Below are 23,242 nucleotides of genomic sequence, written 5' to 3'. Positions count from 1 at the left end.
TCCGCGGAACTTCAGGGGCATCCGGCCCGTCGCAGAAGGGCGCGCCCGACGCATGACGATCGATCATGCGCCCTACGCGAAAGACGCATGGCAAAGCGACAAATCACCAGTATAATACCATCATCTTCATTTTAAAGGTCATTTTCGTCGTTATCGGCCGCTCTTTGGCCAACGCGCATCACGTTGCGGCATGCAACTCGCTCAGTGCTGCCATGCAGCATATCGCCTTTTGCACCGCACCAGATGGCTTATATTCGCTGGCATACAGAATGCCTTTGATTGGAGGCTCCCATGAGCACCGTGTCGCTTTCCCGCCATACCTCTCCCGACTTCTTCTCGCGCGCCGTCGAGGCCGTCGTTGCCTTCTTCGACGCCGTCGGCGAAGGCCGCCGCATCGCGCAGCGCTATGAAGCCCTGTCGCGTCTGTCCGACGCCGCCCTCGCCCGTCGTGGCCTCGTCCGCCAGGACATCGCTCGCGCCGCCGTCGCCGGCCGCTGAGCCGCTAGCGACTGCTTCGCAGCCGAATGGATACGCTGTCGGACAAACCGGCAGCGTCCATTACCGTCAGCCGGACGAACCCCTCGCCCGCTGGCTGCCAGAAATAGATCCCGGCAGCATCGGTCCTGCCCGTCGGCACGCCGTCGACGAACACCGTCAGCCCCTCGCCACCGCGCACCTTCACCGGCACCGGATCCGACGGCTCGATGTCGAGCGTCGCTCCCGATGGCGGGAAGGCGAATTGCGGGGCTCCCGCAGGCCCAGTGTGGACCTCATTTCCCTGAAAACGCCGCAGCGGCGGCGGCAGTTCGCCGTTCCGGGCCACCAGCGCCTCACGCGGGGGCGCAGGCAGGGATGCGGGACGGGCCGCGATGCGTGCGAACGCATCGAATAGCAGCGGCGCTGCCTTTTCCCGACCGATCATGCCCGGCACCGGCTGACCGTCCGGCCGGCCGATCCACACCCCCACCGTCCTCAGCCCGTCGAACCCTACCGACCAGGCATCGCGATAGCCGAACGACGTTCCCGTCTTGAAGGCGATCAAGCCGCCGCGCGCATTGCGGGGCGGAGGCGAACCGGCCAACGCTTGCGCCAGGTACCAGCTGGCGGTCGGCGACAGTATCCTTCGGCTCTCGGTATCCGGCCGCAGCACCGCGTCGTCGAGGCTCCGGCGAGGCGGATGCACCGTGCCGCCATTGCCGATGCCGGCATAGAGCGCCGTGAGGCCCTCCAGCGTCACCCCAGCGCCCCCCAGCCCGACCGCCAGTCCCGGCACCTCGCCAGGTGGCAGCTTGAGTTCGACCCCCGCCGCGTTCAGGCGGCTGGCGAGGCGCTGCGGCCCCACCGCCTGCAGCAGGGCCACCGCCGGCACGTTGAGCGACATCTGCAACGCCCGCTTCACCGGCACCGTGCCCTGATAGTCGAGGTCGAAATTGCGCGGCCGATAGGCGCCGAAACGCATCGGCCGATCCTCGATCAGCGTCTCCGGATGGACGAGACCGTCCTCGAAAGCCATCCCATAAATCAACGGCTTAAGCGTCGATCCCGGTGAGCGGAACGCCCGCGTCAGGTTGACGGCACCGGCGCGCGAGCTATCCCGCGGGTCGGCGCCGCTGATGCGGGCCAGCACGTCGCCGGAAGCGTTGTCGATGGCGACCATGGCGAGCGAGCTTCCGGGCTCCAGCGTCGCCGCACGTTCAGCGGCAAGCGCCTCGAGCCGCTCCTGCAGGGCGGCATCGATGGCGAGATGGTGGACCGCGACGGCCGGACGCTCGTGGCGCGCCGCCTCGGCGGCGTGAAAGGCGAGGTTCGGAAGCTCTTGGCGGGTGGCAGGGAGATCGGCCGCCAGCGCGAAACGAGCTTCAGGCTCTCCGAATAATCCCGTTTTTTCAAGACGTTCGATGACGCGACGACGACCGGCGCCGGCGGCGGAGACCTGGCGGTCCGGCCGGCGCGCCTCGGGGGACTGCGGCAGGGCGACCAGCAGTGCCGCCTCGGCCAATGTCAGGCGGCGCGGCTCCTTGCCGAACCAGGCCAGACTGGCGGCGCGCACGCCTTCGAGATTGCCGCCGAACGGCGCCAAGATCATGTAAAGCTTCAGGATTTCTGTCTTGCTGAGCCGTGCTTCCAACTCGATGGCGCGACGCATTTCGGCGAGCTTTGCCTCCAGCGTGCGGGCCGGACGAGGTTCCAGCAGGCGGGCGACCTGCATGGTGAGCGTCGATCCGCCGGACACGATGCGGCCATGGGTCACGAACTGCCAGGCCGCACGCAGCAGCGCCAGCGGATCCACGCCGGCGTGATCGTAAAAACGTTTGTCTTCATAAGCGATTAGCATGTCGACATAGCGACGGTCGACGCGCCCGGGATCGGCGGCGAGGCGCCAGCGGCCATCCGGCAGCGCGAAGGGGCGCAGCAGCCGGCCGTCGCGGTCGAGCACTTCGACCGAGGTGGCGATCGTCGGCGGTGGCGGGGCGGCGGCACGCACGCCGACGAGCCAAGCATATGATCCGCCTACGAAAATAACCCCCGCCAGCAGGCCGGCGGCCGCACAGCGCTGCCAGAGCGGGTGCGGGTTATCGCTCACCGCCCGCGCTCCCTGACCACGGTGGTGCCGGCCTCGGTGCGGGCGAAACGGCCGGGGCGGTACATGTCCTCCACCGTCGCCGGCGGATGCGCGTAGTTGCCCGGCGAGACGGCACGCACGATGTAGGCGACGCGCAAAAGCTCAGCTTCTTCAGATCCTTGGGTGCGATCGACCGCCGCCATGAAGTGGGTGTCGCGGAACTCGGCATGGGCGGTCTCGGTGGTGTCCCCCAGCCAGGCGAGCGCGCCGGCATCCGAGCCGACCGCCAGCGCCGGATTGTCGATCTCGAAACCGGCGGGGAGCCAGTCGACGATCATCACCTGGGAGGGGGCGTATTCGTCCTCCTGGGCTTCGATAACCACGACAAGTCGTTGATTTTGCTGAACGTTAGACGGGTCGGCCGGGTTGCCGGCCAGGTCGAAATAGGACCGCTTCAGCGCGAATCCATTGGCGGCGGCGGGCTCGGGGCTGGACGGTGGGCCGTCAATGCTGACGGCCACGTCGACCGGAGCCGAACCGCGATTGGTGAGGACGGTGCGGTGTGCAGTCAGGCCAGCCGGCTCGAAAATCCGTTCGAACAGGCCAGAATGCGCGGCACCATCGATATCGAGGCTGACGCCCCTGCCCTCGCGGGCGGCGCGGGCCGCCATGAGCAGCCAGGCATCCTCCTGCGTCGAGGTCGCGGTAACGTCGTTGCCGATGGTCACGGCGCGGGCGCGGGCGGTACGCGCCGGGCCGGGGAAGCCCCCCTCGGCGGCGAGCGTCGCCACCCCGGCCGCGTCGCGCAGTTGCGAGCCGAAATCGGCGCGGCCGAGCAAATCGGCTTCCGGCTGCTCGGGCAGCAGCTCCAGCGCGGCGACGAAGGCCTTTTCCGCCCTCCCCTTGTCGCCGAGCAGGCCAAGGGCGGCGGCGATGTTGCCGCGCGCGAAGGGCGAGGAAACGTCGGCCATCTTGGCGTCCGCGACATAGCGCAGATCGCCGAGCGGAGCGCGGCCGTTGCGGGCGAGCACATAGATGGCATAGGCGTCCCCGTCGTCGGTGGCGCCGTCATTGGCATAGGCGAGCGCGTTGCGCAGCCGGTCGAGGGCGAGGCGGAACGGCACGTCGGGCACCACAAAGCCGCGCTCGCGGGCGCGGGTCAGGAAGTCGGTGACGTAGCTGTCCAGGAACAGGTCGTTGCCGCCCGCCTGCCACAGCCCGAAGGAGCCGTCCGAGCCCTGCCGCGCCACGAGCCGGGCGATGGCGTCGCGGATGGTCTTGCCGGGATCGTTCTTCAGGTCGAGTCCGGTCATTAAGTCAGAACTCTTGGCCAGTTCGGCGGCATAGAGCAGCGGCATGGCGCGGCTGGTCAGCTGCTCGGAACAGGCGAAGGGATAGCGGTCCAGCGCCACCATCAGCGCCGGCACGTCGAAGGCGGGATCGCCGCCGGCCGAGACGGTCACCCGCCCGGTGCCGGGCACGAGATCGGCGACGAGATCGCCGCTCAGCGTCAGCGAGGCGCCGGGGGCGAGCGCGGTCACGCTGCGGCGGGAAATCGCGGGATAGGCCGGGCGCACCTCCAGCGCATAGTCGCGCACGATGCTCAGCCCGTCCGGGCCGACGAGGCGCACCGAGACACGGGCCGGACCGATGCCGGTGCCTTCCAGCGGCACCTTCAGGTTCTGCCGGGCACCCGGCGTCAGCGTCACCTTGTCGGGGGCGACACCGAGCTTCACCGGTCCGTCCGTCACCAGCGCCAGCGAATAGTCGCCGGGCGGGCCATCGACATTGTCGAGGGCGAGGTTCAGCGTCGAGCGGTCGCCGGCGCCGAGGAAGCGCGGCAGCGTCGTGGTCGCCACCAACGGATCGCGGATGACGACATCCTTGCCGGCATGGCCGACCGCCTCGCCGGACCACGCCACCGCCATCAGCTTCCCCGTGCCATCGAAGGCCGGGACCGCGAAGTCGATGGTCGCGCGGCCCTGCCCGTCCAGCTTCACCGGGCCGGAGAACAAGGCGAGCGGCGGCTGGGTCGGCGGATCAGCCTGCAAGCCGCCATCCATGGCGTCGCCACCGGAGCGCAGCCGCCCGCGCGCGCCCTGCATGCCGTCAATCAACTGGCCATAGAAGTCGCGCACCTCAGTCCCGAGCTGGCGCTGGCCGAGATAGAAGCCGTCCGGGTCCGGCGTCTTGAAATCGGTGAGGTTGAGGATGCCGACATCGACGAGGGCGAGGGTGACATAAGCCTCCCCCGCCCCGTTGCCTTTCACCTGCACGGGCACGGAGAGCGTGGTCTCCGGGCGGATGCGCTCCGGCGCATCGAGCGCCACCTCCAGCACCCGCTTCGCCCGGTCGACGCCGAACCAGGCGAGGCCGATGGCGCGGCCGGGATTGCGGCCGGCGGCGACATCGAGCGGGCGATGCAGGAAGGCGAGCACATAGGCGCCCGGCGCCCAGCCCGCCGCGACATCAAAACTGACCGTCGAATCGCCGGCCGGCACCTCCAGCGTCTTCGAGGCCAGTACGCCGTCGCCGACGATCAGCACCGTGGCCGAGCCGGCGGTGCGGCTGGTCATATGCACGTCGAGCCGGTCGCCCTCGGCGTAGTTCGGCTTGTCGAGGGTGAGCTCCAGCCGGTCCGGCGCATCGGCGGTGGCGCCGCCGCCCCAGCCGGCCTCGAACGACACCGCGGTGGACAGGCGGGTGGCGCCGGCGCCGGAGGTCACTTCCAGCCGGTAGCGGCCCCATTCCACCGGCACGTCCAGCCGCGCCGGCTTGTCGGCCGTCAGGTCGAGCGTGCCGTCGGCGACCTTGCGGGTCGCCTGCACCGGCTCGAAGTCCCAGCTATTGCCGACCCGGTACCACTGGTAGCGATTCTCGATGCGGTACAGCGTCCAGGCGACGCCGGCGGCGGCCTGCTGCTTGCCGGCAGGATCGACGAAGGCGACCTCGACGGCGGCGCTGGTGCCCTCGGCCGGACCGGAGCCGGTCCACAGCGGCTTCACGCCGATGCCCGACACCGACGCGGCCACCGGCAGGGTCAGCGACCGGCGAATGGCGCGGCCGCCACCTTCGTCGAGCTCGACGAAGATCTCGGCCTCCAACGGCTGGCCGGTGGCCTGCGCTGCTGGCAAAACGGCGGAAAGGCTGGCCTTGCCGGCCGAATCGGTGACGCGGATGTCCGGCAGCGGCTCGCGCATAGCGGTGAAGCCGTCATCGGCGCGGCCGAAGCGCCAGCCAGCCCAACCGGGACGCTGCTTGGCCACCTTCAGCTCGATCTCGCCGGACACGTCGAGGCCGACGGCCGGCGGGCCGAACAGCCAGCGGCCCTCGACATCGACGGCGACCGGCGTGCCGGGAGCGATCTGCTTCGCGCTGGTCGAGAGGTCGAGGGCGAGCCGCTCGGGGACGTAGTCCTCGACGAGGAAGGTGGCGGAGCCGACCGGGACGCCGCGCGGATCGACATAGGCGTCGACGCGCCAGGTGCCGGTCATGACGCCGGCCATCAGCTCGAAGGCGGTGGCGCGGCCGCCGGCGCCCTGGTCGTCGACGAGGGCGCGGCGGTCCTCGACGCCGTCCGGGCGCTTGAGAACAAGGGTCAACGGAATTCCGGCCACCGCCGCGACCTGCGGATTGCGCAGCAGCGCGGTGAGATGCACGGTCTCGCCCGAGCGGTAGACGCCGCGCTCGGTGGTGAGGAAGGCGTCCATGCGGCCGGGAGCGGCGCGCCCGCCGACGCCGCGATCCGTCAGGTCGAAGGCCTGGTCCTCCAGCGACAGGAAGGCGTAGTCGTCACCCTCCCCCCGCGCCACAACCACCGCCGGCGCGAAGCCCTGCTCGCCGCGGGTGACAGCGGCGTCGAACACCGCCGCGCCGGTGGCATCGGTACGAGCGGTGGCCAGCACCTCGTTAGACTTGGCGAGCAGGCGGATCTCCGCATTGGCGACCGGCTTGGCCGAGCCGAGCGCGCGCACCAGCACATGCAGGCCGTCCGAGCCCGACAGCGCGGTCATGCCGAGATCGGACACCACGAACCACTGCGCCGAGCGGGTGGAATAGTCGTCGTCCGGATTGGCGGCATCGCCGGCCGGACGGGCGGCGAGCACGTAGACGCCGGGCTTCAGCGTGCCCACCGCCTCGTCGACCGGGAAGGCGGTGGTGGTGTCCTCGTTCAGCGGCGAGGCGGTCTCCAGCTCGCCGGAAAACACCAGTTCGGCCTGGCCATCCTTGAGCTGCGACAGGTCGTAGGAGCCGAGATCGCGGCGGAAATCGCCGTCGAGCGCGGTGGGAATCAGCGAGCGGTCGCCGATGCGCAGTACCTCGACGGCGACGCGCGAGGTGTTCACCGTGACGACGGGGATGGCTCGCGGGCCGGTTCGCGGCAGCACATAGGCGCGGCCGGTGAAGCGCACGCCCGGCTTACGGTCGCGCACATAGATGGTCAGGTCAGCGGTGTTCTGCAGCTTTTCCGCCGGGATGACCGACGGCACGCCGGAGCGCAAAGTGAGATCGTAGGCCTCGCCATGGCGCAGCCCCTCGACGCAGAGCTGCTGGCCGTCCACCGACACCGCCGGCTTGTCGACCGCGCCCTGCGGACCGGACAGCGCGACGAAGGAGGCGAAGTCGACCGGGCCCTTCGCCAGTTCCTCGGAGAACTGCACGCACACGCGGGGGTTCGCCGCGTCCGAATCGACGGTGTAGTCGAGCATGCGGAAGCCCTGCTCGGCGCGCAGCTTGCCATAGAAGCCGCGCTCGGCCGGCACGTCGCTGACCGTGAGCGCCAGCGCCAGCGTGTCGAGGGCGGCGCGCCAGAGCGAGCGCTCGGCATAGAGATGGCCGAGGGCGAACAGCGCGTCGGCCTGGCCGTTGCGCGTCGTCGCCTTGCGATAGGCGAGGAAGGCGGCCGCGCTGGCGCGGTCGAGGAAGGTATCGGCGCTCTCGTCCTGGTTCGGCTTGATGCGGGCGAGCGCGCGCGAAAGCCGCATCCACAGGCCGGAATCGTCCGGGGCGATGCGCACCAACCGGGAATAAAGCCCGGCGGCGGCGCGGGCATCGCCGGCCTGCAGGGCGGCGTCGGCGTCGCGGCGCAGCTGGGCAGCGGGCCTTTCCAGCGGCGCACGGTCGCGGTCGACCAGCGACTGGAGTCGGCGCGCGGATTCGACGAGGTCGGGCCGGCTATAGGTCCGGGGCAGCGCCGGCTCGGGCGCCGGCTGGGCGGCGACGGGCTTCGCAGGTGCCGTCGCCGCCGGCTTGGGGGGTGGGACGGGCGCGTTTTTCGGCGGGGCGGTCTGCGCCATGGCGGCGCCGGCGAGGAGAGCGAGAACGAGCGGCGCGGCGAAGGCCCGCACCAGCGTCGCGGGACGAAGGGCAGCGGACATCTCGACTCTCCCCCGGGGCGTTTCTTGCCGTTGTATCTGCCGATAATCGTGTCGCCTCGCCGCCGCTGGCGGCGCGGTCGCTTTCCGTCGGGCGGGCGACGGTCGGATGACGTGACGCCACGATAGGCCGGAATCGGCCTGCTCGCCATTGTCCGTTCCGCACGCTCTCCCTATGCCGGAAGGCACGGTCGCGCGTGACATGCCGGTGACACGGCGCTGTGGGCATGGGAGCGGGGCCAAGAGATTGCTGCGCCGCCGCCATTGAATAGCCGGGCGGGCTTAGGTATACGGGCCGTCACCCAAGCGGGAGGCCTGCCGGGACACCTGTCCCGTCGGGCGAACTCCGATTCACATCGTGGCCGGACGCGGCCACAGAGACCAGAGGCATTCCATGTCTTCCACGTTCGAGACCGTCGCCAACATCATCGCCGAAACCTGCGACATCCCGCGCGAGAACATCACGCCGGAGAGCCACGCCATCGACGATCTCGGTATCGACAGCCTGGACTTCCTCGACATCGCGTTCGCCATCGACAAGGCGTTCGGCATCAAGCTGCCGCTGGAAAGCTGGACGCAGGAAGTGAACGAGGGCAAGGCGACCACCGAGCAGTACTTCGTGCTCAAGAACCTTTGCGCCCGCATCGACGAGCTGATCGCCGCCAAGTCCGCCTGAGCGGACTGGCACGGCATACGAGCAGGCGCAGGCAGACATGCGGCTCGAATATTTCCAGATGGTCGACAAGGTGCTGGCTCTCGATCTCGAGGCCCGTACCCTCAGGACGGCCAATACCGTTCCGGACAAGAGCCCGATCTTCGAAGGGCACTTTCCCGGCCATCCGCTGCTGCCGGGCGTGCTCCTGTTCGAGATCATGGCCCAGAGCTGCGGCATGCTGCTGCTCCGGCTGCACAATTACGACCGCATGGCGTTCCTCGCCTCGGTCGACAAGGGCAAGCTTCGCACCTTCGTCGTTCCCGGCCAGGTCATCGAGGTGTTCGCCGAGATGGTGCATGACGGCTCCGGCTATGCGCGGCTCAAGGCCGAGGGGCGGGTCGAGGGCAAGCTCGTGTGCAATGCCGAGGTGACCCTGAAGACCATGCCGTTCCCGGCCCCGGAGCTGCGCGGCTACCTCCTCGAAACCGCCGAGCGCATCGGAATGCCGATGGATGCTCCGGCCGAACTCGGCTCCGCCGCCCCGGCGAGCGCAGGAAACCTTACGCATGTCTGAGCGTCGCGACGTCTGGATCACCGGCATCGGGCTCGTCTCGTCGCTTGGTGAAGGGCTGGAGGCCCACTGGGCGGCGCTGAACGAGGGCAAGCCGGTGGTCGACGAAACGGGCTTCGCGCCCTATGTCGTCCACCCGCTGGCCAAGATTAATTTCGACGCCCAGATCGCCAAGAAGGGCGATCAGCGGCAGATGGAACCCTGGCAGCGCATCGGCACCTATGCCGCCGGACTGGCGCTGGATTCCGCCGGGATCAAGGGCAACAAGGACATTCTCGGCACCACCGACATGGTGGTGGCGGCCGGCGGCGGCGAGCGCGACCAGTCGGTCGACGGCGCCATCCTGACCGAGATCGAGAAGCAGCCCAAGCCGGACGTGTTCCTGAACGAGCAGCTGCAGTCCAACCTGCGCCCGACGCTGTTCCTCGCCCAGCTCTCCAATCTGCTCGCCGGCAACATCTCCATCGTGCACGGCGTCACCGGCTCCTCGCGCACCTTCATGGGCGAGGAAAGCTCGGGCACCGACGCGGTGCGCATCGGCTTCTCGCGCATCGCCGCCGGCACCAGCGAGATCGCCCTGGTGGGCGGCGCCTATAATGCCGAGCGGCGCGACATGCTGCTGCTCTACGCGCTGAAGCATCTCGCCAAGCACGCGCCCTGGTCGCCGGTGCTCAAGAACGCCAATGGCGTGCCGACCGGCTCGGCCGGCGCCTTCCTGGTGCTGGAGAGCCCCGAGCACGCCACGGCGCGCGGCGCCAAGCCGATCGCCAAGCTGTCGGGCATCTGGTCCGAGCGGGCGCGACGCGGCGACGAGGGTGCCATCGAGGCGACGCTGGCGACGATGATCGCCACCGCGCGCGGCGACACCGCCGAGGGCACCGCCATTCTTTCCGCCGCCTCCGGCGCGCCCGAGCCGACCAAGGCCGAGGCGCTGGTGCTGGAACGCTCCGGCCTGCCGGTGCGCTCGGTCACCGACCGCGTCGGCCACGGGCTGGAAGCGCAGATGCCGGTGGCGCTCGCCATCGCGGCGCTCTCCGTCGCGCAGGGCCGGCTGTTCCCGCCGCTCGCCGGCGAAGCGCTGGAAAAACCTTTCGATGAGGCGCTGAAGCGTGTCATCGTCACCGGAGTGGGGCATTGGCGCGGGGAAGGCGTGGCGCTGGTCGAGAGCGTCGACTGAGGACCGTTCCGCAAGGGCCGAGGAACCCTTGCGACCGGAACGGATTTCAGCCGACCGCCTCTAAGGCGCTTTCTTAGCGATCAGGCATAAGGACTTGATCGACAAGAGCTAAAACCGCACAGGGGAGCGCTACGCTCCCGAGGAGCACATGATGGCGTCCTATACCGACAAGGCCGGCCGGCCGATCGTCGTCGTCACCGGCATGGGCCTGGTGACGTCGCTCGGCCAGGGCAAAGAGGACAATTGGGCGAAGCTCACCGCGGGCCAGTCCGGCATCCACCGCATCACCCGCTTCCCGCTCGATTCGATGCGCACCACCATCGCCGGCACGGTCGATTTCCTGTCCGAATCGGGCCGCACCGCGCCGGACCTGTCCGAGCAGCTGGCGCAGCTGGCCGCCGACGAGGCGATCGCCCAGTCCGGCATCGGATCCAAGGGCAATTTCCCCGGCCCGCTGTTCTGCGCCGTGCCGCCGATCGAGATCGAATGGCCGCAGCGCCGCATCCTCGCGCAGGAGGCCGCCGCCAACGCCGCCGTCACCTATGACGACCTGTTGCGCGCCGCCGAGACGCACCAGCACGGCGCCTGGCACGAGCGCTTCCTCTACGGCTCGATCGCCGACCACCTCGCCGACCGCTTCGGCACCCGTGGCCAGCCGATCTCGCTGTCCACCGCCTGCGCCTCCGGCAACACCTCGATCCAGCTCGGCGTCGAGGCGATCCGCCGCGGCGACTGCGACGCGGCGCTGTCCATCGCCACCGACGGCTCGGTGACGGCGGAAGCCCTCATCCGCTTCTCGCTGCTCTCGGCGCTGTCGACCAATAACGAGGTGCCGGAAGCCGCCTCGCGTCCGTTCTCCAAGAACCGCGACGGCTTCATCATCGCCGAGGGCGCCGGCGCGCTGGTGCTGGAGAGCCTGGAGCATGCCGTGGCGCGCGGGGCGAACATCCTCGGCGTGATCGAGGGCGTCGGCGAGATGGCCGACAGCTTCCACCGCACCCGCTCCTCGCCGGACGCCAAGCCGGTGATCGGCTGCATGCGCGCGGCGCTGGCCGACGCCGGGGTGAGCCCGGACGAGATCGACTACATCAACGCCCACGGCACCTCGACGCCGGAGAACGACCGCATGGAGTTCACCGGCATGAGCGCGGTGTTCGGCGAGCGGATCGGCTCGATCCCGCTGTCGTCCAACAAGTCGATGATCGGCCACACGCTGACCGCCGCCGGCGCCATCGAGGCGGTGGTGTCGGTGCTGACCATCCAGAACGGCCGCATCCCGCCGACCATCAACTACGAGATGCCGGACCCGGCGATCCCGCTCGACGTGGTGCCGAACGTCGCCCGCGACGCGCAAGTAAACCGGGTGATGTCGAACTCGTTCGGCTTCGGCGGGCAGAATGTGTGCGTGATCATGACGGGCGAGCCGGCGTGAGCGCTTCCCGCGTTCTCGTCACCGGCGGCGGCCGGGGTGTCGGCGCCGCCATCGTCAAGGCGCTGGCACTTTCCGGCTTCGAGGTGGTGTTCACCGTCCGCACCGCCGTCGCCGAGGCCGAGGCGCTGATCGCCGAGATCAAGACCGCGCGTCCCGAGGCGGTTCTCGAGGCGCGCCCGCTCGACCTCGCCGACAAAAGCGCGGTCGACGCCTTCGCCGCGAAGGTGGCGGAAGAGCCGTATTTCGGCCTCGTCCACAATGCCGGCATGAGCTACGATACGCTCGCCGCCATGGTCGACCAGGACAAGGCCGAGCGGCTGATGCAGGTCAATTACTGGTCGTTCGTGAAGCTGGCCGGCGCGCTGATCCGCCCGATGTCGCGGGCGCGGGCCGGGCGCATCGTCGCCATCGGCTCGATCGCCGCCGACGTCGCCAATGCCGGCAACGCCATCTATGCCGGCTCCAAGGCGGCGCTCGCCGGCTATTGCCGCACGCTCGCCATCGAGGGCGCCCGGCGCGGGGTGACGGTGAACGTCGTCGCCCCCGGCTTCGTCGACACCGAGATGCTGGCGCCCTACGCCGCCTACCGCGCCAATGTCGAGAAGCAGATCCCGGCCGGGCGTTTCGCCAGGCCGGAGGACGTCGCATCGGTGGTGGCCTTCCTGCTCTCGCCCGGCGCGGGCTATGTCACCGGCGCGACACTGCCGGTTGACGGCGGCCTCACGGCTGCTCTAGCCATCCAGCGCTGAATTTTACGATCTTCTGAAGGATGGGCCACGCCATGCGCGCGCTTCAACTCGTCTCCGACCGCCAGCTCGATCTCGTCGACCTGCCCGCCCCCGAGGCGCCGGCTCCCGGCGAGGTGCAGGTCTCGATCAAGGCGCTGGCGCTCAACCACATCGACGTGTGGGGCTGGCGCGGCATGGCCTTCGCCAAGCGCAAGATGCCGCTGATCGTCGGCGCCGAGGCGGTGGGCGAAGTGACCGCCATCGGCGAGGGCGTCACCCGCTTCAAGCCGGGCTCCAAGGTTGCGATGTACGGCGCCCTCACCTGCGGCCAGTGCCGCATGTGCAAGTCCGGCCGCGACAATCTGTGCGAGGAAGTCGCCGGCGTGATGGGCTTCCATGTCGACGGCTTCGCCCGCGACCAGCTCAACATCAAGGAGCGGCTCTGCGTGCCGATCCCGGACGGGATCGACTGGGTCGATGCCGCCACCGCGCCGGTCACCTTCTCCACCGTCGAGCACATGCTGTTCGACAACGCCAAGCTGGAGCCGGGCGAGACCATCCTCGTCCACGCCGCCGGCTCGGGCATCGGCACGGTGGCGATCCGCATGGCCAAGGAGATCGGCTGCACGGTGATCACCACCGCCGGCGATGACGAGAAGTGCGCCAAGGCGCTGGCGCTCGGCGCCGATCACGTCATCAACTACAAGACCGACCGCTTCGAGCACGAGGTCCGCAAGATCACCAAGAAGAAGGGCGTCGACGTGGTGTTCGAGCATGTGGGCGCCGAGACCTGGAACGGCTCGCTGCTCTCCATGCGTCCCGGCGCGCGGCTGGTCACCTGCGGCTCGACCTCGGGCGTGTCGGTGAACATGAACCTCATGCAGCTGTTCCAGCGGCAGTATCGCATCATCGGCTCGTTCGGCGCGCCGATCCGCGCCATCGCCGACGGTCTGACCCGCATGGCGCGCGGCGTGAAGCCGGTGATCGACAGCCAGTTCCCATTGGAGGACTTCGCCGCCGGTCTCGAGCGGCTGGAGACCCGCCGGGTGTTCGGCAAGGTCGTCATCACCTTCTGACCGGTTCGGAGACGCGGGTGGCCACCGCCCTGCCCAATTCCCGATTGTCCTGGCACAAGCGCCTGCGCAACTCCGTGATCTCCGGCACGGTGTGGGGCGTGGTGCGCCTGCTGCGGCTGGTGAGCGCCGAGCGGGCGGCCGAGGCCGGCGCCTTCTGGGCGAAGCTCATCGGGCCCCGCACATCGGTGCACCAGCGGGCGCTGCGCAATCTGCGCCGCGCCTATCCCGAGAAGACCGAGGCCGAGCGCGAGGCGATCGCGCTCGGCATGTGGGACAATATGGGCCGCGTCGGCGGCGAGTTCGTCCATCTCGACCACATCTGGCAGTACAATATGTGGGAGCCGGCCAAGAGCCGGATCGAGGTTTCCGGCGCGACGCAGTTCATCGCCATGCGCTATGACGGCAAGCCGGCGCTGATCTTCACCGCGCATCTCGCCAATTGGGAGCTCCCGGCCATCGCCGCCGCCGCGCAGGGCCTCGACAGCGCGGTGCTGTTCCGGCCGCCGGACAATGATTTCCTCGCCGAGCTGCTGCTCGACCAGCGCGCCAAGGTGATGGGCAACCTCGTCGCCGCCTCGCATGTCGCGGTGTTCGAGCTCGCCACCGTGCTCGACCAGGGCAAGCATCTCGGCATCCTCGTCGACCAGGACCGCCGCGGCGGGCCGGTGGTGAACTTCTTCGGCCATCCCTGCACGGCGAATCCGACCATCGCCCGGCTGGCGCGGCTCTACGAGTGCCCGGTGCACGGGGTGCGGGTGATCCGCCTGCCCGGCGGGCGCTTCCGCATCACCTGCACGCCGCCGCTCGACCTGCCGCGCGACGCCAACGGCAAGATCGACGTCGACGCCTCGATGCAGGCGATCACCTCGGTGGTCGAGGGCTGGGTCCGCGAGCATCCCGAGCAGTGGACGTGGTTCTACCGCCGCTGGCGCGAGCCGTAGCCGGCCGGCTTACCCTTCCGCCGCGTGGCAGCAGACGCAGAGCTTGTTGCCGTCGGGGTCGCGGACATAGGCGCCGTAATAATTCGCATGATAGTGCGGGCGCAGGCCCGGCGCGCCCTCGTCGGCGCCGCCGAGCTCCAGCGCCAAAGCGTGCCAGCGGGCGACCGTCGCGCGGTCAGGGGCGAGGAAGGCGGCCATCTGGCCATTGCCGGGGTCGTGCGCGCCGGAAAACGGTCCGCCGATGAGGAACAGCGGCCGGTCGGCATCGGCGGGCTTCCAGCCGGCCCAGTCGTTCTCCGGCTCGGCGAATTTGAGCGCGTGGCCGAGCAGATCCATCAGCGGCGCGTAGAAGGCCAAGGCGCGCTCATAATCGCTCACGCCGACACGCACATGCGAGAACATCTCCGCCTCCCCCTGTCGCGGCCGGATGCCGGCCCGCGCCTAGATGGCTTGTAGCGGTGCTGGAGCGACGGCGCCATGACGGCGGGTGACGATCTCCGCCATCCGCGCACCATCCGAGCCCCGGCACAGCAGCGAGGCGACATGCAGTTCGCCCGATGCCGCGGGCAGCAGATGCGTGCGGACCTCGACGCGGTCGCCGGGATCGAGATTGGCGTGGAAGCGGACCGTGCGCTCGCGCACCGGCAGGCCAGCCGGCGGCATCCATCCGGCGGCGTGGAGCGCGCGCTCGACGATGGCGACGTAAGCGGGGAAATACAGGAAGCCGGCGCCGTTGAAATCCTCCGGCGGGCACGGCGTGAAGGAGAACTCCGCCGACGGCTCCGCCCCCTCGCCCAGCGACGGCGCGTCCGGCTGCGGAGGCCCCCACAGCGGCAGTTCGGCGAGGCCGGGCACCTCGACCCGGCAGACCCTCCGGTTGGAGCCCCCCTCGCGGCGGATGAAGGCCGAGACCAGCGTCACCCGTCCCAGTGCTTCGCCGCCGATCTCCAGCGCGTGGCGGCTGATCAGCTGGGTGCGTGTCAGCCGCCACAGGCGCGAGCGGATGACCAGCGCGTCGTCCTCCCCTGCGCGGTCGAGGCGGGCCGCCTCCAGCCGCAGCTGGCGGAACGCGGCATAGACGCGGTTGCCCTCGCGATCCTCGACCGCCGAGGCCGGGCGGCCGAGCCGGGCGGCGAGCATCTGCCAGTGCAGGTCGCCGAGCCGCTTGAGCAGCCAGCTCTCGGACAGGCCCTGCGGCGCCAGATGCGGCATGCCCAGCCGCACCACGGTCTCGAGGGCCGGCTCGGTGACGAGGCGATGCGCGGGAAGATCGAAGCTCATGGCGTCACCCCGCCTGCGCGAGCAGCTGGCGCGGCGCCGACACCGCGCCCACGAGATGCTCCACCACATGCTCGGCATCGGCGGCGACGCCGAGGAAGCGCCCCGAGCCCCAGGTCCACAGCCAGGGCAGGCCGAGCACATAGAGGCCGGGCACATGGGTGACGCCGCGCCGCTGCACCGGATAGCCGGTGCCGTCGAAGATCGGCAGGCCGACAAAGGACCAGTCCGGCCGGAAGCCGGTGGCCCAGATGACGCTGGTGATGCCGGCCTGCTTCAGGTCGAGCTCGGCCGGCTCCTCTGCCGGCTCCCACAGCGGGACATAGACCGAGGCCGGCGGCGCCTCGATAGCCTTGTCGGCGATGTGGCGGTCGATCAGCGCGTTGATGCCGTTATAGACCTTGTCGGCGGCGTCGAGATTGGCCTTGAGGTCGGCGGCAAACCGCATCCGGCCGCCGGAGACACCCTGCACCCGGCCATAGAGCGCCATGCCGTCGAGGGCGAAGCGGCGCAGGTCGATGTCGCGCCCGCCGTCGCGGCCGGTGAGGTAGTGGTTGGTGTCGTGCCGCTTCTTGCCCATGCCGTCATCGGCGATGGTGATGGCGTACTGGCCGATGTCCCACAGCCAGTCCACCACGTCGCGGCCACGATAGAAGCGGGCGCAGCGCGGCGCGTTGCCGGTGGCGAGGTGCACCTTGCGGCCGGAAAGGTGCAGGTCCTCGGCGATCTGCGCTCCGGACTGGCCCGAGCCAACCACCATCACCGCACCCGGCGGCAGGGCGTCGGCGTTGCGGTAATCGACGGTGTGCATCTGCACGATGTCGTCCGGCAGCCGCTCGGCGGCGCGGGGGATCGACGGCGTGCCATAGAGGCTGGTGGCGAGAATAACCGCGTCGGCGGTGAAGCTCCCCGCCGAGGTCTCGACGCGGAAGCCGCTGCCGTGCCGCTCCACCGCCGACACGGCGGTGTGCTCAAGGATCGGCGGCTTCACCTTGGCCCGGAAGCGGTCGAGATAGCCGAGGATCTGGTCCTTCACCATGAAGCCGTTGGGATCGTCGCCATCATAGGGATGGCCGGGCAGCTGGCACTGCCAGTTCGGCGTCACCAGGCAGAAGGCATCCCAGCGCTCGTCGCGCCATTTGTGCATGGCGGTCTTCTTCTCGATCACGAGATGGTCGATGCCGGCTTCAGTGAGGTGGTAGGAGGCGGAAAGGCCGGCCTGGCCGCCACCGACGACGATGGCGCGGTAATGCGCGGTGCTGGGGTTCATCGGGCAAATCCTTGCGGGAGCTGGAAGCGGAGGCAGGCGACTTCGGCCTGCGGCTGGTCCTTGAAACCGGCGGCCCGGCGTTCGAGCCGGTCGAGCTGGCCGAGCGCCAGCGAGCAGGGATGGCCGTATTTGGCCGCCACCCGGTCGGAGGCGATGGTGAGCGCGGTGCGGGCGCGGGCCATGAAATCGGCGAGCGGATAGACCGCCCCCTCGGCGAGATGGTCGCGGATGACCAGCGAGGGCGAGTAGCAGTCTTCGCTCGCGCCGTCCGGCCAGGCGATGGTGAAGCGCATCTCAGGCATGTAGCGATCTCCGGGCGGTCTCCGCGAGGCGTGTGTAGAGGGGCAGGTGGGCGCGGGCGACGCGCGCCCAGTCGTGGCGGACGGCCACCGCCAGCCCGCGCGGGGCGAAGGTCGCGCGCGTGCCCGGCCGCAAGGCGAGCGCCATGGCGTCGGCGATCGAGGCGGGACGCTGCGGGTCGCACCAGATCGCCTCGTCGTCGGCGAGATATTCGGTGAAGGGCGCGATGCGGGAGACCACCACCGGCAGGCCGGAGGCCATCGCCTCCAGCACGCACAGGCCGAAGCCCTCCTTCACCGAGGCGAAGACGAGCGCGTCGGCGAGCCGGTAGAGCCGCGCCATGTCGGCATCGGCGAGCGGGCCCGTGACATGGACGCCCTGCGCGCCGTGCAGCGCCAGCATGGCGCGGAACTCGGCCTGGTAGGCGCCGTGGTCGAGCAGCGAGGCGCCGCCGGCGACGACCAGCTCGGCCTTCGGATGCAAGGCGCGCAATTGCAGGAAGGCGTCGAGGATGCGCACGGTGTTCTTGCGCGCCTCGATGCCGCCGACCGCGAGCAGGATGGGGCCGGCGCCGAGGCCGAGCCGGGCGCGCAATTCGGCCTCGGACCCATCGGGCTGCGGCTGGAAGCGGCCGGCATCGACGCCGTTGCCGGTGAGCGCCGCGGCGATGCCGTAGGCCTCGGCAAGATGCGCCTGCCAGAGGCGGCTCACAGTGAACCAGCCATCCGCCGCCCGGATCGCCCGTTCCTGCAGGGCGGCAAGGCGCGGATCGCCGAAGCTGTCGATGTGATGCACGGTGCGCGCGAAGCCGGGGATGATGCCCCGCTGCTTCAGCTTCGCCAGCGCGTTGCCGGAAATGCCGTCATGGGCGTGGAACAGGTCGAATCCGTCGGTGCCGGCGCGCTCGAAATGGTCGACGTAATCGGAGATGCGCTGCTCGACCATCTCGGCCATGCCGGCCGGCGCCGGGCCGACCTTGAACGCCACCGCCTCGCAGGCCGGCGCGCGGAAGAAGCTGGCGCCCTTCGCGTCCGGCGCGTGCAGCACCGGCCGGTGACCGAGCGCAGCGAGCGCCTCGCAGAGCGACAGGGCATGCACCACGCCGCCGCGCGGATTGGTCGAGTGGGTGAGTACCGCGATGCGCAGAGAGGCCATCACGCCATCTCCCGTACGTCGAGGGTCGCGCCGAGGCCCATCAGGCGGTCGGCGGCATAGTCGCGGATGACCGCGCGGTGCGGGCCGCTCGACACGCTGACCGCATGACCGGCGGAGACCGTGCCGATGGCGGCGGCCGAGATCTCCCGCGCGGCGAACAGAGAGAGGATCGTCGGCACGTCCGCCGTCGCCGCCGTAATCAGGAAGCCGAAGCTCGGGAAGCTGCGCAGCCAGCGCGCCAGCGCGACGCCTTCCGGCAGCGGGATGGCGTCGAGGTCGATAGCGATGCCGACCTCCGAGCATTCCGCCAGCATCACCGCCGTGCCGACGAGGCCGGCCTGACTGATGTCCTTGGCGGCACGGGACAACCCCTTCTCGGCGATCCCCGGCAGCAGCGCGAGATCAGCACGCAGCCGCTCGGGCGGGGCGGCCAAGGCGGCCTGCCAGTTGTCGAACGGCGCGCGATAGTCGCCGCGCTGGTCGATGGCGGCGATCAGCACCTCGCCGGGGCGGGCGTCGAAGCTGGTCAGCAGCCGCGTGCCGGCCCGCCCCAGCACCGCCACCGCCAGCTGCTCCTGAGCCGTGTGCAGATTGGAATGGCCGCCGACGATCGGCACGCCATAGGCCTGCGAGGCCGCGCGCATGCCGTCGAGCACCGCGCCCGCGCTGTCAGCGTCCTTCGCCCACACCGCGTCGACCACGGCGAGCGGGCGCCCGCCCATGGCGGCGATGTCGGACAGGTTCACCATCACCCCGCACCAGCCGGCGAACCACGGATCGGCGGCGACGAAGCCGTTGATGAAGCCCTCGATGGCGAACAGCAGGTGCCCGTCGCCGTCCGGGATGGCGGCGCAGTCGTCGCCGACCGGCACCTGAGCGCCGGACAGTCCGAGCCGCGCCGCCACCTCGCCGATCTCCGCCTTGGCCTTGAGGCCGGCATTGGCGCGCAATTCGTCGACGAGGGCGGCGAAGGCGGGAGCATTCATCTCAGGCCACCTTTCGCGGCAGGGCGGTGAAGCCCCATTCGGGCGAGAAGCAGGGCGGGTAGTGCGCGAGGTCCGCCTGCATGCGGAAATGCCTGCGGCCGTGCAGCTCCACCTCCTCGACGATGCGCCAGTGCAGCCGGCGGAACAGCAGCGCGTTCTGTTCCTGCACATGGGCGAGGAAGGTCCGGCAGCCCATGGCGTGGGCCGAGGAGACGGCGAGCTTGATCAGCGTCGCGCCGAGCGCGCCGATGCGCCGGTAGTCGGCATCGACCGCGAGCCGCGACCCCCACCAGGTGCCGGGGCTCTCTTCATGGATGCGCACCGTGCCGACCACCCGGTCGGCGACCACGCCCATCATCGCCAGCGCGACGATGGGAATGGCGTAGTCGTCGATGCCGTCGCGGTCGTCGCCGGCGAACAGCCCCTGCTCGGCGCAGAACACCGCGCGGCGCAGGGCGTAGGACCCCTCGCGCTCCCAGCGCGAGGCGGCGAACTTCACCTGATAGGCGCTGGAGACGAAGGGCTGCGGAAGGGTGGTTCCACCATCGATGAGGTCCTCTTCGATGATCATGGCGCCAGCTTCCGCTCATAGGTGGCCAGCGCCGAGCAGGCGCCGCAGCGTCCGCAACCGGCCTTGATGTCGGTGGCCTTCAGCCCGCCATCGACCAGCATCCGCGACAGCGGCGCGAGGATGGAGTTCATAAAGGCGGAGGACGGCGTCGGGTGGCTCTCCAACGGCGTGCCGGAGATCGGCACGAACGGCACCACGAAGGGGTAGACGCCGAGCGCGATCAGCTTTTCCGAGAGGGAAAGGATCGCCTCCGGCGTGTCGCCGAGCCCGGCGAGGATGTAGGTCGAGACCTGCCCCCGCCCGAACACCGGCACCGAGGCGGCGAACGCCTCCATGTATTTTTCGACCGACACCTGCGCCTTGCCCGGCATGATGCGCTGGCGCACCTCCGGGGTGACGGCCTCCAGATGCATGCCGAGCGCGTCGGCCCCGGCCTCCTTCAGCCGCTGGAACCAGCCGAAATCCTCCGGCGGCTCGCTCTGCACCTGCACCGGCAGGTCCACCGCCGCCTTCACCGCCCGGACGCTGTCGGCGAGGATGGCGCAGCCGCGATCGTCGCCCTTCGGCGTGCCGGTGGTCATCACCATGTGCTTGACGCCGTCGAGCTCGACCGCCGCCTTCGCCACCTCGGCGAGTTGCTCCGGCGTCTTGTGGGCGATGGTGCGCCCGGCCGCCAGCGACTGGCCGATGGAGCAGAACTGACAGGTCTTGATGCGGCTCTGGTAGCGGATGCAGGTCTGCAGCACCGTGGTGGCCAGCACGTCGCGCCCGTGCAGCACGGCGATCTTGTTGTAGGGGATGCCGTCGGCGGTGGTCAGGTCGTAGAAGCGCGGCCGCGCCGGGAAGCTCACCTCGCCGACCTTGCGGCCGTCGCGGATGATCTGGCTGCGGCCGGCCGCGTCCGGCTTCTCGACGACATAGGGACTGTCGAAGGCCGGCGCGGTGTGCACGGGCACCATCACCGTCATGCCGTCCAGCGTCAGCGCCTTGTGGTCGGAGGGACCGGCGCCGCCGCGCCGGCTCTCGGCGCCGACCCTGGGGTCAGACAGCCGCGCGCCGAAGGATTGCAGCTCGCTGATCAACAGCTCGGTCGGCAGATCCTGCGTCGGATTCGTCGCGTTCTCCATCGAAGTGGCTCCCGGCTTCGGTTGGATGGCTGAGGGGGGCATCGACATGCAGCGGCTGAGCGGGGCGGGTATCGAGCACCAGATGCATGAGCTCCGGCCGGGCGTAGTGGCCGACCGAATCCATCATCCGCTTGCGCTTGGTGATCAGGCCGAGGTCGAGATCGGCGACCAGCAGCCCCTCGCCCGAGGTGAGCGGCGGCACCACATGCCGTCCCTCCGGCCCGACGATGGCGGTCATGCAGCCGCCGCGCAGGGCGTTCTGCAGGCCCGGCTCCGGCGTCACCGAGGCGATCTGCTCCTCGGTGAGCCAGCCGGTGGAATTGACCACGAAGCAGCCGCTCTCCAGCGCGTGGTGGCGGATCGTCACCTCGATCTGCTCGGCGAAGATCGGCCCCACCAGCGAGCCGGGGAACTGCGCGACGTGGATCTCCTCGTGCTGCGCCATCAGCGCGTAGCGGGCGAGCGGGTTGTAGTGCTCCCAGCAGGCCAGCGCGCCGACCCGGCCGACGGCGGTGTCGACCACTTTTAAGCCGGCGCCGTCGCCCTGCCCCCAGATCATCCGCTCGTGGAAGGTCGGGGTGAGCTTGCGGCGCTTGAGCTTCAGCGAGCCGTCGGCGTCGAAGACCAGCTGGGTGTTGTAGAGCGAGCCGTGATCGCGCTCGTTGATGCCGAGCACGATCACCATGGCATGGCGCCGGGCAATGGCGGCCATCGCCTCGGTCTCGGGGCCGGGCACGGTGACGGCCTGCTCGTAGAGCCGCAAATGCTCGCGTCCCGACAGCACCGGCGGCAGCACGAAGGAAAAATACGGGTACCAGGGGACGAAGGTCTCCGGGAACACCACGAGCTTCGCCCCCCTGCCCGCCGCTTCAGTGACGGCGTTCAGCACCTTGTCCATGGTGCCCGCGCGCGAGGTGAGATCGGGGGCGATCTGCACCGCGGCGGCGCGAACGGTCTGGTTCTCTGTCATCGTCGCTCCTCGCGAGAGAGGGTCGGCGGGCGAGACCGCCCGCGCCCGTGGCGTCGCCCCGCTCACAAGGTCCAGGTGTCGAGGATGAAGGCGTTGTCGCGCTTGTGGATCAGCACCAGGTCGAGCACATCGAGCGGGCTGATCGGGATGATCCCCTCGATCAGCGAGGGCTCGCCATGGCCGTACAGCGCCTGAAGCGCGAAGCGGCAGGCATAGACCTTGCCGCCCTCGGAGATGAACTTCTTGATCTGGTTGTTGAAGTTCTGGTGGCCGGGGAAGGCTTCGTCGCCGATCTTCGGGAAGCCGCGCTGCACGCCGAGGGTGACGCCCGGGCCGTAGAGCAGCACCGAGGTCTCGTAGCCCTTGCGCTGCAGCCGGGTGGCCTGGAGCAGGTTGACGAGGCCGATCGAGCCCTCGAAGGCGACGGTGTGGAAGGTGACGAGCGCCTTTTCGCCGGGGGCGGCTTTGACGTCCTCGAACAGCTTCTCCTCATAGTCCACGAAGAAGTCGCCGGTCTTGTGGGGCGGATGGGTCACGGCGGGCATGGGTCACTCCTTGTTGCGGGTTTGCCCGGAGGGGCGTGCAACAAGAGAGCAACGACCATGCCAACAATGTAACGATCAAAAATCCCATCAAATATGGTATTTTGATACAATTTATGCATTCAATATGGCTAGACATCCCGTCAATCAGCGGCCATTCTCCGTGATGCCAAGCGCGCCATCTGCCAAACTTTCCCGCATTTCGAATTGCAACAATGTGCGGTCAATCGCTGGCGAGGAGCGCTTTATCCGGTGACAGGGGCCGGACAGCCGGCTAAGGAGGGAGCCGGTGGTGGGCTCACGGGGCAGGTGAGAGGCGCCCTTTTCTCCCTCTCCCCATTAGGGAGCGGGCTGGGATGAGGGGCCTTCTTGGCCTCCCGATGGTGCCTCCCCTCACCGGCCCGCTGTGCGGGCCACCTCTCCGTCGAAGCCCGATGTTTCCGGCCTCGACCTTGCCGGATCCGAACTCGGCAGCAGTCGCGTTCGGGCGGGGAGCGAGAAAGCTGAACGCGTCAGGAGCGTGCC

20 protein-coding genes are annotated in these 23,242 nt (G+C 69.6%); 8 read left to right on the top strand and 12 right to left on the bottom strand.

The window, feature by feature from the left end:
• The first annotated feature begins 291 nt into the window (after positions 1 to 291).
• On the top strand, positions 292 to 498 hold the full coding sequence (locus KHC28_RS15940; RefSeq protein WP_214009349.1) for a DUF1127 domain-containing protein: 207 nt from the start codon (positions 292 to 294) through the stop codon (positions 496 to 498).
• Between the two features lie 4 nt (positions 499 to 502).
• On the opposite strand, the gene pbpC is transcribed toward KHC28_RS15940, so the two are convergent.
• Positions 503 to 2,584, bottom strand: a complete 2,082-nt coding sequence (pbpC, locus tag KHC28_RS15935; RefSeq protein WP_312893222.1) for a penicillin-binding protein 1C — start codon at positions 2,582 to 2,584, stop codon at positions 503 to 505.
• Complete coding sequence (locus tag KHC28_RS15930; RefSeq protein ID WP_246564903.1) at positions 2,581 to 7,941, bottom strand: alpha-2-macroglobulin family protein; 5,361 nt, start codon at positions 7,939 to 7,941, stop codon at positions 2,581 to 2,583. The genes pbpC and KHC28_RS15930 overlap by 4 nt, the downstream gene beginning before the upstream one ends.
• Positions 7,942 to 8,332: 391 nt before the next feature.
• Between KHC28_RS15930 and KHC28_RS15925 the strand changes: the two genes are divergently transcribed.
• The 7 genes from KHC28_RS15925 to KHC28_RS15895 all read left to right on the top strand — a co-directional run bounded on the left by KHC28_RS15925 (position 8,333) and on the right by KHC28_RS15895 (position 14,518).
• A complete protein-coding gene (locus KHC28_RS15925; protein WP_213360002.1) occupies positions 8,333 to 8,614 on the top strand; it encodes an acyl carrier protein in 282 nt (93 codons plus the stop codon).
• A gap of 37 nt (positions 8,615 to 8,651) precedes the next feature.
• Positions 8,652 to 9,167, top strand: a complete 516-nt coding sequence (locus KHC28_RS15920) for a 3-hydroxyacyl-ACP dehydratase FabZ family protein (RefSeq protein WP_214009348.1) — start codon at positions 8,652 to 8,654, stop codon at positions 9,165 to 9,167.
• Positions 9,160 to 10,341 (top strand): beta-ketoacyl-ACP synthase, encoded by a 1,182-nt coding sequence (locus tag KHC28_RS15915; protein WP_214009347.1) that lies wholly within the window; start codon positions 9,160 to 9,162, stop codon positions 10,339 to 10,341. Before KHC28_RS15920 ends, KHC28_RS15915 begins: the two co-directional genes overlap by 8 nt.
• A gap of 151 nt (positions 10,342 to 10,492) precedes the next feature.
• Positions 10,493 to 11,773 carry a beta-ketoacyl-ACP synthase gene (locus tag KHC28_RS15910; RefSeq protein WP_214009346.1) on the top strand — a complete coding sequence of 427 codons (1,281 nt, stop codon included), beginning with the start codon at positions 10,493 to 10,495 and terminating at the stop codon, positions 11,771 to 11,773.
• Complete coding sequence (locus KHC28_RS15905) at positions 11,743 to 12,522, top strand: SDR family NAD(P)-dependent oxidoreductase (RefSeq protein ID WP_214009345.1); 780 nt, start codon at positions 11,743 to 11,745, stop codon at positions 12,520 to 12,522. The genes KHC28_RS15910 and KHC28_RS15905 overlap by 31 nt, the downstream gene beginning before the upstream one ends.
• Before the next feature lie 32 nt (positions 12,523 to 12,554).
• The gene (locus KHC28_RS15900) at positions 12,555 to 13,577 is read left to right on the top strand and encodes a zinc-binding dehydrogenase (RefSeq protein WP_214009344.1); all 1,023 of its coding nucleotides are present in this window, start codon (positions 12,555 to 12,557) and stop codon (positions 13,575 to 13,577) included.
• 17 nt (positions 13,578 to 13,594) lie between these two features.
• Positions 13,595 to 14,518 (top strand): lipid A biosynthesis lauroyl acyltransferase, encoded by a 924-nt coding sequence (locus KHC28_RS15895; RefSeq protein ID WP_312893221.1) that lies wholly within the window; start codon positions 13,595 to 13,597, stop codon positions 14,516 to 14,518.
• A 9-nt stretch (positions 14,519 to 14,527) separates the two neighbouring features.
• Here KHC28_RS15895 and KHC28_RS15890 read toward each other — a convergent pair whose 3' ends face one another.
• The 10 genes from KHC28_RS15890 to KHC28_RS15845 form a co-directional block, all read right to left on the bottom strand.
• A complete protein-coding gene (locus KHC28_RS15890) occupies positions 14,528 to 14,920 on the bottom strand; it encodes a VOC family protein (protein WP_214009343.1) in 393 nt (130 codons plus the stop codon).
• A gap of 39 nt (positions 14,921 to 14,959) precedes the next feature.
• Entirely contained in the window at positions 14,960 to 15,799 is an 840-nt protein-coding gene (locus KHC28_RS15885) for a Pnap_2097 family protein (protein WP_214009342.1), read from the bottom strand.
• A gap of 4 nt (positions 15,800 to 15,803) precedes the next feature.
• Positions 15,804 to 17,066 (bottom strand): MSMEG_0569 family flavin-dependent oxidoreductase, encoded by a 1,263-nt coding sequence (locus tag KHC28_RS15880; protein ID WP_214009341.1) that lies wholly within the window; start codon positions 17,064 to 17,066, stop codon positions 15,804 to 15,806.
• Entirely contained in the window at positions 17,063 to 17,368 is a 306-nt protein-coding gene (locus KHC28_RS15875; protein WP_214009340.1) for an MSMEG_0570 family nitrogen starvation response protein, read from the bottom strand. The genes KHC28_RS15880 and KHC28_RS15875 overlap by 4 nt, the downstream gene beginning before the upstream one ends.
• Entirely contained in the window at positions 17,361 to 18,521 is a 1,161-nt protein-coding gene (locus KHC28_RS15870) for an MSMEG_0565 family glycosyltransferase (RefSeq protein WP_214009339.1), read from the bottom strand. The genes KHC28_RS15875 and KHC28_RS15870 overlap by 8 nt, the downstream gene beginning before the upstream one ends.
• A complete protein-coding gene (locus tag KHC28_RS15865; RefSeq protein ID WP_214009338.1) occupies positions 18,521 to 19,507 on the bottom strand; it encodes a sll0787 family AIR synthase-like protein in 987 nt (328 codons plus the stop codon). The genes KHC28_RS15870 and KHC28_RS15865 overlap by 1 nt, the downstream gene beginning before the upstream one ends.
• A gap of 1 nt (position 19,508) precedes the next feature.
• Positions 19,509 to 20,078 (bottom strand): MSMEG_0567/Sll0786 family nitrogen starvation N-acetyltransferase, encoded by a 570-nt coding sequence (locus KHC28_RS15860; protein ID WP_214009337.1) that lies wholly within the window; start codon positions 20,076 to 20,078, stop codon positions 19,509 to 19,511.
• Positions 20,075 to 21,205 carry an MSMEG_0568 family radical SAM protein gene (locus tag KHC28_RS15855; RefSeq protein WP_214009336.1) on the bottom strand — a complete coding sequence of 377 codons (1,131 nt, stop codon included), beginning with the start codon at positions 21,203 to 21,205 and terminating at the stop codon, positions 20,075 to 20,077. The genes KHC28_RS15860 and KHC28_RS15855 overlap by 4 nt, the downstream gene beginning before the upstream one ends.
• Positions 21,120 to 22,175, bottom strand: coding sequence for a Nit6803 family nitrilase (locus tag KHC28_RS15850; protein WP_214009335.1), 1,056 nt, complete (start codon positions 22,173 to 22,175; stop codon positions 21,120 to 21,122). Before KHC28_RS15850 ends, KHC28_RS15855 begins: the two co-directional genes overlap by 86 nt.
• Positions 22,176 to 22,237: 62 nt before the next feature.
• Positions 22,238 to 22,720 (bottom strand): MSMEG_0572/Sll0783 family nitrogen starvation response protein, encoded by a 483-nt coding sequence (locus KHC28_RS15845; protein WP_214009334.1) that lies wholly within the window; start codon positions 22,718 to 22,720, stop codon positions 22,238 to 22,240.
• Positions 22,721 to 23,242 lie beyond the last annotated feature (522 nt).

Source organism: Ancylobacter sonchi, assembly GCF_018390695.1.
GTDB classification, from domain to species: Bacteria; Pseudomonadota; Alphaproteobacteria; order Rhizobiales; family Xanthobacteraceae; genus Ancylobacter; species Ancylobacter sonchi.
Note: the sequence above shows the minus strand (reverse complement) of the source record. Positions and strands in the feature narration are given on the sequence as shown.